Consider the following 11064-nt stretch of genomic DNA (forward strand, 5'->3'; position numbering starts at 1 on the left):
CCCGAACCTTTGAAGATATGGACCAAGACAGAGGAAGGGGTTCTGGGAGCGCATATCTCGGCATTACTGCCCACCGGCGCAGACGCCGAGGTTTCGTACGAGCTTTCGAAGGTCAATCAGACCTCCAACATATATCAGGATGAAAACTACTACGAGGGCAATGTTTTCTTCTCACTGTCACAGCCCATTTTGGGAAATTTTCTTCCCCGAAATGAAATAAAATACTACGAAAGAAAATACGAGAGAGAGCTCAGAAATTTGGAAAGAACTGAAAGAAATGTTCTGTCGTCGCTTAGGGCTAATTACGTCGATTTATACATACTCCAGCGCTCATTCCAGACTTTCAGTTCAATGGAGAGCCTTGCGTCGAGACAGTACGGCGAACTTGAACACCTCTACAGAAGCGGTTATGTAGAAGAAGTTGAACTTCTCAGGGACCAGAGCAGACTCGGCCTGATAATACTTAAAAAACTCGAGACAGACTCAAAAATTTCAGAATGCATGGAGGAACTCACGCTTTTGATAGGAGAAGATTCTTTCATCGCTATCGAACCGGAAAAGCCTGACTTTGCAGGCAATATCATGCCTCTTGCGCAATATGAACTTGAAAATCTTGAAGATGACATTGAAGACGCGGTTTACCTTCTCGAAAAGGAAAAATCCAACACGGGTATCTCGCTCGATCTTTCCGGATACTACGGTTTAGACGGAAGGGACGAGGAGACTGTCGCCCTCTACGACGTTGAGGAGAACAGATGGGGAATCGCCGCCGGTATTACTGTGCCGATATTTCAGTTTTCAGACAGGGAGAGGATAAAGGCGCTCGAATATTCACTGTCGGCGCTCAGAGAGAGAAAAGCCGGAGCAGAGGAGGAGCTGGAAACGGAGAGAAGAAAAATCGAGACTGATGCCCAAAGACTCCTGGTCAGACTCGAAATTGCTAAAGCGACTTTCGGAGCGGCTGAAAAAGCGCTCTTGAGGACTCCGTGGGAGATGACTTCACCTTCCGAACAGCTCTCTTATCTGCAGGATTACACGGACGCGCTCGAAGCATACGGCGCCGTCCTCAAAGAATTGCTGGTTCTCGATCTTAATTTTGTGAATAAATAAATTTCGATTCGACCCTTTTTCAAGGAGGGGCTATGAAAAAAATCGCCGTTTTGGCTGTAATAATTATCATAGTGCTGATCGTCGCTTTTTTCGCCGTGAAGAAATTCATTTTCGACAAGAAAAACAATAATTCCGTAGAAGAGATAGAAACCGAAGAAATTCCGCCTCTTGAGGTCAAGGGCGCGATTGCCGACAAGGGTGACGTCGCCGAATGGGTGGAGACCCTGGGAAGGGTGGACGCGACAAAAAGGGTGGACTTCATAAGCCCCTCAAACACAGTCATAGAAAGACTCTATGTCGGGCAGGGAGACAGCGTCAGGTCGGGACAGGCGTTGGCTCAGCTCAGGTATTCAAGCGAGATGGCAAGCTATGAACAGGCGCTTTTCGACCTTGAAAAGGCGCGGACAAGGTTCGAGTACGGCCTCGAAACCGGCGACACCAACAGGAACCTCTTGAGGATAAGCTCCGGTTTGGTCGACGCCGAAAGACAGTATGCCTCGATAGCGAGGACCGTCCAGGACCTCAACATAAGAGCGCCTTTCAGCGGAGTAGTCACTAACATCACGCTTGAAGCGGGGAGCAGTGTCCGGCAGGGCGAACTCGTTTTGTCTGTAATATCAGGCGGTGGGCTCATAGTCAGATCTTACGTCCCCCAGACAGAACTCTGGGGGCTCGGTATAGGCAACGGAGCAATCGTTTCGTCAGTCGAAGGCGACAGAAAGAGCGAAGGAACGATTGTTTCGGTTTCGCCCGTCGTCGACGAACAGGGTACCGGAGAAGCGGTTGTGTCGGTCGAAGGACAGTGGAAGGTCGGGGAGATAGTGTCCGTCGAAATTCAGAGCGAGGTCTATCCGCAAAGACTTCGTGTTCCATACGACGCCGTTTTGAACAGGCAGAACAAATTTTTAGTTTTTGTCGTCAGAGAAGGCAAGGCGAAATGGCAATGGGTGACCGTAGGCGAGAGGGGAAGGGACTACATAGAAATATTGGAAGGGGTCCAGGAAGGCGACACGGTACTTGTCGAGGGTCAGTTCACAATAGCCCACGACACAAAAGTTAAAGTTTTCTTTGAATGAAGTTCATTCAATTTTTTACCCAAAGACCCGTTCTGACAACGATGCTCTACACGGCTCTCGCCGTTCTCGGTGTTATATCACTTTTCAACCTTCCTTTCGAACTTCTTCCTGATATAAGAAAACCTGAATACTCGGTTGTCTGCAGGTATTCAGGGGCGTCGCCGGAAATCGTCGAGCGCGAGATAACCGCCAACATAGAAGAAAGAGCTTATTCTGTCCGGGGGATTATGGACATAAGGTCGGTGTCGTCTGAGGGGCTGTCTATAGTCACTCTGTATTTTCACAGGGACACCGACATGAAAGCGGCGCTTCTCCAGCTACGCGAGAAAATGGACGAAGCTTACTGGTCTTTTCCCGAAGGCGCGGAAAGACCGACGATAATGACAACAGGTCCATCTTCCAGGCCTATAATGGGTGTATGGATTAAGGGTGAAAGAGAACTGATTGAAGGCGTGATATCGAGAAGGCTCGAACAGGTTCAGGGCGTCAGTGAAGCGAGAATTTTGGGCATTATGAAAAAGAAGATAAAAATAACCGTCGAACCGGACCTTCTTGACGCCTACGGAATCTCACCGGACGAAATCAGCACGGCAATACTATCATACAATATTTCCGCACCGTCCGGTCTCGTGAAGGACGGAAGTTACACGTTTCCGCTCAGGTTCGTCTCGACGACTTACGACGTCGAATCTGTAGAAAACATACCTCTCAAGGGCGGATTGTTCAAACTCAAAGACGTCGCGACGATAGAGGAGACAGAAGAAGACAGGGATTGCGCTGTCTTTTACAACGGTGAATTCGGATATTTCGCCGAGATATACAGGGACTGGAACACGAATTCCATAAGGGTATCTGACAGGGTGAGGGATTTAACTCGGATTCTTGAAGAGGAATACCCGGAGCTCGAGTTCAGGGTTTCCTACGACGACGCCGATTTCATTAAAAATTCGATCAGGGACATTGTTTTGACTCTTTTGATCGGAGGAGTCCTCGCTTTCGCTGTTTTGTTTGTCTTCACCGGTAACAAAAGGATACCGCTCATACTCTCGGTGTCCATGCCGCTTTCCATCGTGCCGGCATTTTTCGTGTTTTACATTTTCAAAATTTCCATAAACACTATGACTCTTGCTGGGCTGGCTCTCGCCATAGGAATGCTGGTCGATGCCTCGATAGTCGTCCTCGAAAACATAATAAGAAAGGGCGATTCGGTCGCAGGCGCGAGGGAAGTCGCCGTCGCGGTGATAACTTCAGTTTTGACGACAGTAGCGGTCTTTTTTCCGGTGGTCTACGTCCACGGAATCGCAGGTTCCATGCTTAAACCTTTGTCTTATTCGGTGATAATAACCCTGGCGCTTTCGCTTTTTGTAGCTTTCACGGTTCTGCCTCTTCTTTCGAAATCGATGAAAAAAGACCAGAACACTAAAATATATTCCGCGATAGAAAAAAAATTCGAAAAACTTTTAGACGGTTGCTACGAAAATAAAGCCGTTCTCTTTGTTGTGTTTGCTGTCTTTCTGGCGGTGGGATTGTCGGTGTTTTTTTTCATCAAAAAAGAGATGCTTCCCAGACTCGGCCAAGAGACTTTAATCGAATACGAACTACCGACCGGCACGGATATTTCAGAAACTGAAAAAGTGGGCCTTCGGTTTGCCCGGTATTTCAACTCGAAAAAAATCGAGAACCTCTTTCTGGCGGGTAAGACAGACCCCTTCGGCATTTCGGGACAAAACAGCGGGGTTATGAGGGTTAAAGCGTGGAATTCACCCGGGGATTTAGACAAAATATTCGGAGATTATTCCGGTTTGAATTACTCTTACAGAGATTATAATCCTGTGACTGCAGACTTTTCATCTCTCGGGACCATAACCCTTAGAGGATACTACGAAGAATCCGGTGAGGGTGAATTGGTGAAAGGTATGATACAAAATGCTTTTCCGAACGCCGTGTTCACATACAGCCAGAAGATAAGAACTATTAATATAACTCTCAGAGAAGACCTTCTTTCACTTTTCGGACACGACGCCGAAGATGTAGTGTCGAGGTTGAAGCTTTTTACGGGTGGAAGGGAGATATTAGACGTCGAGAGAGGCGAAGAAAATCTTGTTATCACACTCGAAGCGAGGGGGTCTCTGAGAGACCTGTCGCGTTTCAGGATAGGAAACCTTCCGCTAAAACTTTTTGCAAGGATAGACACGGTTGAGATAGACAAGGCGATTACAAGGTTCAACGGCAAGAGGTGCGTGGAAGCCACTCTCCCCTACGAAGCGGGGTTCAGAGATCCGTCTTTTCCTTTCAGGGCAGAACTTGGCGGTGAAGCTGAGGAATACAGAAAATCACAGACCAGCGTAGCGTTTGCATTTATAGTCGCCGCTTTTTTGGTGTTTCTCATTCTCGCCTCATTTTACGAGTCGTTTAAACTGCCGTTTCTGATCATGATAACAGTTCCGTTCGCCGCTTCGGGATTCTTTCTCAGCCTTATCTTGACCGGAACAAGTCTGAACGCCATGTCTCTAATAGGTCTTGTGGTTTTAGTCGGCATAGTAGTCAACAACGCCATAATCCTCGTCGACAAGGCGGAAAAGTTCAGAAAAGAGGGCGTTCCCTTACCCGGCAAAAAAGCCTCGGTGGAAAGACTCAGGGCAATACTGATGACAACTCTGACAACAGTTCTAGGGCTGCTTCCATTTTCGCTGGGCAATACTCTTCATTCACCTCTCGGCAGAGGAATAATCGGCGGTCTAATACTTTCAAGTTTTGTCTCCCTGCTTTTCATTCCTTTTGTCTATGATAGAGTTTTTCGTTAAAAGACCCGTAACACTTATTTCCGTATACGCGGTCATGACCGTATTAGGGGTTATTTCCCTAATCAACCTACCAGTGGAGTTATACCCAGACACCGAATACCCGACAATGAGCGTTTTTGTCAGCTGGCAGGACGCTTCTCCGGAACTCGTCGAGAGGGAGATAACAAGGAAAATCGAAAGCGAGGTTTTCAGGCTTCAGGGTGTAAGAAACGTATCTTCAAGGTCTGAAAGAGGGCAGAGCACGATAGAAATTGAGTTCGAGGCCTCGGTTGACGTAACATACCAGAAAGTTCTGCTGTCAGAAGCGCTTTCGGGCATCGAGTTTCCTATAGACGCGAGAGCTCCAGAGATTACCGAAAAATCTCCTGACGATCTAGAAAGCGGATACCCGGTGGTGCTTTCAGTATCTGGCCCTTACGAACTAATGGAGATGGGTGAAAAGGCGAGAGAAATCGAGGAACAACTTGAAAGGGTGGACGGGGTCAAGAATATATTGGTCTACGGCGACCCTGAAAAAGAAATTAGAGTGGAGATTTTCGACCCCAGATTTTCTCCCTATTCAGTATTGTCAGAGTTCATTAAAGAAGATGTTTCTGCGGGAAGAATCAGAACCAGCGGAACTTCGATTCCAGTAACGGTCGAAGATCGCAAATACCCGCAGACCATGTACGTATATGGAAGGGATATTTCTAAAATTGCGCTCGTCAGTTACGGAATAAGGGACCCGTATTATCTGAGCAGGATCAATGGAAATCCGGTTATAACCCTGAACATTGAAAAAAGAAACGACATCGGCCTTCTTGACTTCAGCAGAAACGTGAGAAAAGCCGTCGCGGACATAGAAATCAACGGAGATGTGACGGTAGATTTCGAAAGGGATGAAGCAGACGACATAAGGGAAAACATAAAAAAAATCTCGATATTAGGGATTATTGCCCTAATCGGAGTGTCTCTGTCCTTTCTTTTCACTATGAAAAACTTTTTTTCGGTGTTTCTTTTCTTCCTGACTATTGCGTTTTCGACCCTTCTGACTTTCATTTGTGTATATTTTTCGAAACTTTCACTGAACGTATTCACACTGAGCGGCATAGCACTCGGCTTCGGCATGGTCGTTGACAATTCGATAATAGTCCTTGAAAACATTTTGAGACACAATGAAGAAGGGGAAGAAAATCCTCTTGTCGCCGGCGCGAAAGAAGTATTCCTGCCTGTCATAGCCTCGACTTTCACGACCATTGTAGTATTCGTTCCTTTTCTCTTTTTTCAGGGGACTTCGCGACAGCTCTATGTTCCTTTCGCACTTTCCGCTTCTTTCAGCCTTCTCTCTTCGATTTTCGTCGCCTTCACTTTGGTGCCGATTCTTTCAGGGCGGATAAAACCGAAGACGACGTACAGGCCTCGGTTTTACCTCTGGACACTGAGAAAAATGCTCAAAATTAGATGGGTTGTCATGCCGCTTGCCGTTTTGCTGATACTTTCAGGGGGGTGGATTTTCAAGGAAAAGGTCAGAAAAGGCGCCGCTTTCAGGTACGGCGAAGAGGACAGGCTCTACGTCAGGATACATTTGCCAAGTGGAAGCGACAAATCCGAAGTTCTTAAAATCGCAGGCGACTTCGAGGAAAAAATTCTGGAGGAGACCGGTTACGAGAAATTTTTCACACTTATTTTAAGCAACATGATCATTCTTGAAATTGACTACGAGGAACCGTGCCAGCCAGCTTACGCCCTGAAAGAGAAACTTCAGAGGTTCGCTGTCAACTTCGCCAACTGCAGGATTGTCATTATCGGTATGGGGGATCCGTTTTTCACAGGCGGAGGGGGCGGAGGTTTTCCGCAGTTTTCTTTGAAGGGATACGACTATTACAGGCTCAACCAGTACGCCGAAGCAGTTAGGCTAAAACTTCTTCAAAACCCGAGAATAGAAAACGTAGATTTGAACGCGTCTTTTTACGGCAGGGGCGCGCAGAAGGAATTTATTGTCTCTCCAAACAGAGTCATGCCGCTATACGGCTTCAATCCGGCCGTAGTAGCCAACGCACTGAGGAAAAAGGTGACCTCGTATCTTGTGACGGAAGAGGACAGGTTTGTTTTGAACATTTTCACAGACAGTTTGCTGAGAAAAGAAGACCTCCTGACACTGCGAGTTCAGTCCGGTTTTGAGTTGAGAGACCTTTGTTCACTCAGCGAAGTCGTTTATCCCCCCGTAATAGAACGAGAAAACCAACAGTACACAAAAATGATCTCCTACGACTACCAGGGACCTTACAAACAGGCCGAGGGGTTCAGACAGGCTTTCATGTCATCGGTACACCTTCCCGAAGGTTTTGAACTCGGAGACGTCGAGTTTTACATGGAAGAGGAAGTCCTTAAAAAGAAAGAAATAATAATAGCGATAGCGCTTTCTCTTTTTCTTCTGTTGGCTGTGCTGTCCAGCCTTTATGAATCGCTTAGAAAACCTGTTCTGATTCTCGTCGTACTTCCGCTTTCATTTTTCGGCGTCGCATTAATTTATTGGATTTTCAAAAAGGAATTCGACGCCAGTGCTTTTGTCGGATTGATACTTCTTCTGGGGATAGCGGTCAATGACGGGATAGTTCTGATTGATCATTTGACGAGGGGGAAAATGCAGGATGCAGACGAAATAATAAATAGATGCGGACACAGGTTCAGGCCGATTGTGATAACAACTGTGACAACACTCCTGGGGCTGATACCATTTATATTTTCGAAACAGGATATATACGTCCTGTCAAAGCTTTCGATTTCCTGCGCGGGAGGGCTTGTCTTTTCGACGCTCGGAAGTCTTTTTATACTGCCTGTGTTCTACTACACGTTTTTCGGCAGAAGAAAATCGTCGAGCTGAGAAAATAAAATTGCTAAAACGAAGAGAACAAAGATAATTTCTACCACGACTGGTAATTCGCTGAAAGCGATTTAGCATAGCCGGAGATACTAAATTATCTTCTACACAAAAGGTTTTTATTTGCCTTCGGCAAATTTGCCAAGGAAAACAAGAGAAGGAAGTAAAACTTTCTAACTTCGCAGTTTATGTCTTTTTTACTGTTGACAAATCTTAAGGACTAATGTGTTTTCCATGTGAGAGGCTACAATGATTGTATTTTAATATTTACCGAAGTCTTTTTAACCCTTTTTTATTATTTTTTACCACGAATTCTTTTCCTTGATATTTCCATAATCAAAGAAAAATTCCCAATATCAAGAGCTGGCATTATATATCAGTGAACCAACAAGCATTTCCTTGTGAAAGTTTTATCGTCATATATCATTTGGTAAAAATAGACTCCAGGTTCTGTCGAAATAGCATCCCAGACAACGGAATGTACACCTGCAGATTCGTACCTGTTCATAAGAGTCGTGATTTCCTGTCCGGCGGCGTTATAAATTTTTATGATCACTCCTGATGGTTCTATACAATTATAAGTGATAATTGTCTTTTCTGTGAAAGGATTAGGATAATTTTGGAGGTGAGGTGTATTTGCTGGTATTGAAATCAGACCTTCTTCAACTCCCGTCTCGTTGAGAAAAGCTCCATAGACATCGCCATCGGATAAATTCATGTCCACCCTTGTCCCGACAACCAGAAATTTATTCCCGCCGAAACCTGATCCACCTACGGGAATTTTATTGTCTATCGAATCAAAAATGACAAATGGTTGTCCAATGGGGTCGCCTGATGGAGTCCAAAATCTTCCGAGGAGCTGACGGTCATTTATTTGAGTCCATGTTATTAGATAGTTGTTACCGTCAAAAGAAACAAAAGGCATAAGTGGGGTTTCTGTCGAGTCACAGATTATTATCGTCTGTTCAACCGTTCCTGAAGTCGTGACAAATCTGCCGACAAGCCACCATGGTGATAATGTATCCTGTGCTTCGTGCTGACAAACCAGGTATCTGTTTCCGTCAAAAGCGGTTGATGTAGGGTTATCACTAAGATATGGACCATTGTCAATTATAAAATTGTTACCTACTAATGTTCCATTCTTGCTTATGAATTGACCATGGATATCGCTGTCGTAGCCTGAAATTCTTACAACCCATACTGCAAGGTAATTTACTCCGTCAAAGGCAACAGAAGTGCTCCTTGATGGACTTTGGGTGATCTGTATTTGGCTCCCGATAAGACTTCCATTTCTGCTAACCCTCTGACCATATAAGACAGAGTCTGTTCCGACAAATATCACCATATATGTTGTGTCACAAAAGCATAGAGAAAAATCAGGATGGTTATCTGGGAGCGGTCCCGAAGCTATGGTGAAAAAAGAACCCACAAGATTACCCAATGTATCTATGAGTTGACCGTTGACATCTCCAGTTGAATCTCTCCAAACGAGCAGATATTTAAAGCCGTCTGAAGCGACCAACACGCCTGGATGAAAAAGCCCTTGTTTACCAACGGAGATTCTTTCACCGACGAGATTTGACGGGGGCGCGACCCTCTGTGCTGTTACACTGTAAGGGCTGATGCTGTCGCCGAGAATGGCGACAATGCCGTTATTCCCTGTCGCCCAGGCTGCACTTATGGAAGCTGCCGTATCAGGACCGACTGCAATAGGGAATGACTGTGACAGGAGATTTGCCGGCACGAGCAAAACTCCAAAAAAAATATTGAGAAAGGTCACAAGTTTTCTCAGCATGGTGATACCTCCTTGTTATTTTTTTTGATGGAGAAAGATATTGAGGGAAAAAATCAACTGATTTTTTTTCGTTATGGAAAATAATTTCTTTTGAAATATGCCTTTGCAAAAGCTCATTGCAATAGAGAGGTTGTAAATTTAGATTTATTTTTTGGATGTTTTCCCAGCAGTCCCATTTGCCAAAAAGCAGAGACTCCATTTTAAAATCACACTTTCGGTTCCTTATATTATACTCCGAAATGCAAGGGTGTAGTATGAAGGTGTAAATAAAACACTTTTTAAATATTTTTACGGGTATGTTTTGTGCATTCACCGGAATCATTATCATGCGGGGGAAGGCTTGTCTTTTCGAAAGTAAAAAAGGGTTAAGCTGAAAAAATAGATTTTTACCACGACTGCTAATTCGCTGAAAGCGATTTATCATAACCAAAGACAATGTGAAAATCATTTTATTTTCTTAATCTTAAAAACTTAATGCAATGTTTTCAACGAATCCGTGGGCAAATACCTTAGTTAATTAATAATTTCAATCTATCTGTATTTATTCCAGAGTTTTTTCAATCCTCCAGAAATCCCGATTTGTTATGATTTTTACTATTTTTTGAGGTATTTGAATTTCGCCGCAAAAACACTTTGACTAGTTTTCGATTTTGCTGATTTTCTCAAGTTTTTTTTAAATTGTCCGGAATTCTGCTTGTCAGGATTTTGTTCATTTTTACATCCCGTACTGCATTGAAATACAATAGAAAGGAGGTGCCATCTCTTGTATATACTTCTTTGTTATTGAGATGTAAAATATCACAATTGAGTTTCAACTCAAAAAAAGGAATAAATTGGAGTGCTTTGATCGACAATGGACAAGTCAATAACCGAACGATTTTCCCGTGTATTTGACTATCCCTCAAAGTTATTTTTCTTCATTTTATTATTGAGTTTTTCAGGATGCGTAATGAGGGATAAATGGATTACCGTGGACTGCAGGGTTTACGAGTGGACTCTGTACGACGAAATGAAAATTAGTCGGTTCTTTTACGGTGTCGACTCTCTCGTGCGTGGAGATTCCCTAGCGCCTGTTGAAAGTGCTTTCGCGTGCGTCCTTATAGAAGGTGATCTGGAGAAAATTTCTGAGATAAACCCCGATTCTGTGTACAAAAGAGGATTCACCGATTCGACCGGATTCCTTCATATATTCGGAGCCGCTACCGCGGGAATTTACGATATATGCATCTTAGTCGGAAAGGACGGATACCAAAACGCGTCGATAATCGCAAAAGATCCACCTGACTCTTCACATAAACATGTTATTTCAGTCATTATTGCAGAGGAATGAAATTGCTTAAAAACCTCTGAAGCGAGGGAAAAACCGACGACATGAACAGGTCAGATTCAGAAGACAAAGATTTTTCCTTGTGGACGAAA

At 44.4% G+C, this 11064-nt stretch carries 6 protein-coding genes; 5 read left to right on the top strand and 1 reads right to left on the bottom strand.

Translation table 11 applies throughout. The features are described from left to right. The 4 genes from JXA84_08735 to JXA84_08750 form a co-directional block, all read left to right on the top strand. A partial coding sequence (locus JXA84_08735; protein MBN1151288.1) for a TolC family protein occupies window positions 1-1110 on the top strand: 1110 nt, incomplete at its 5' end. 32 nt (window positions 1111-1142) lie between these two features. Further along, entirely contained in the window at window positions 1143-2186 is a 1044-nt protein-coding gene (locus JXA84_08740; protein MBN1151289.1) for an efflux RND transporter periplasmic adaptor subunit, read from the top strand. Next, window positions 2183-4990 (top strand): efflux RND transporter permease subunit, encoded by a 2808-nt coding sequence (locus JXA84_08745; protein MBN1151290.1) that lies wholly within the window; start codon window positions 2183-2185, stop codon window positions 4988-4990. The genes JXA84_08740 and JXA84_08745 overlap by 4 nt, the downstream gene beginning before the upstream one ends. Beyond that, window positions 4971-7853 carry an efflux RND transporter permease subunit gene (locus tag JXA84_08750; protein ID MBN1151291.1) on the top strand — a complete coding sequence of 961 codons (2883 nt, stop codon included), beginning with the start codon at window positions 4971-4973 and terminating at the stop codon, window positions 7851-7853. Before JXA84_08745 ends, JXA84_08750 begins: the two co-directional genes overlap by 20 nt. A 373-nt stretch (window positions 7854-8226) precedes the next feature. On the opposite strand, the gene JXA84_08755 is transcribed toward JXA84_08750, so the two are convergent. After that, the gene (locus tag JXA84_08755) at window positions 8227-9645 is read right to left on the bottom strand and encodes a T9SS type A sorting domain-containing protein (GenBank protein MBN1151292.1); all 1419 of its coding nucleotides are present in this window, start codon (window positions 9643-9645) and stop codon (window positions 8227-8229) included. A 949-nt stretch (window positions 9646-10594) separates the two neighbouring features. Between JXA84_08755 and JXA84_08760 the strand changes: the two genes are divergently transcribed. Beyond that, on the top strand, window positions 10595-10975 hold the full coding sequence (locus JXA84_08760) for a hypothetical protein (protein ID MBN1151293.1): 381 nt from the start codon (window positions 10595-10597) through the stop codon (window positions 10973-10975). Window positions 10976-11064 lie beyond the last annotated feature (89 nt).

It is taken from the genome of candidate division WOR-3 bacterium, assembly GCA_016926475.1.
In the GTDB taxonomy this organism is placed as follows: domain Bacteria; phylum SDB-A; class SDB-A; order SDB-A; family SDB-A; genus JAFGIG01.

Bases quoted from the DNA above. Each gene is read 5' to 3' on its own strand.
- JXA84_08740 (MBN1151289.1), top strand. From the start codon at position 1,143: ATGAAAAAAATCGCCGTTTTGGCTGTAATAATTATCATAGTGCTGATC.
- JXA84_08745 (MBN1151290.1), top strand. From the start codon at position 2,183: ATGAAGTTCATTCAATTTTTTACCCAAAGACCCGTTCTGACAACGATG.
- JXA84_08750 (MBN1151291.1), top strand. From the start codon at position 4,971: ATGATAGAGTTTTTCGTTAAAAGACCCGTAACACTTATTTCCGTATAC.
- JXA84_08755 (MBN1151292.1), bottom strand. From the start codon at position 9,645: ATGCTGAGAAAACTTGTGACCTTTCTCAATATTTTTTTTGGAGTTTTG.
- JXA84_08760 (MBN1151293.1), top strand. From the start codon at position 10,595: ATGAGGGATAAATGGATTACCGTGGACTGCAGGGTTTACGAGTGGACT.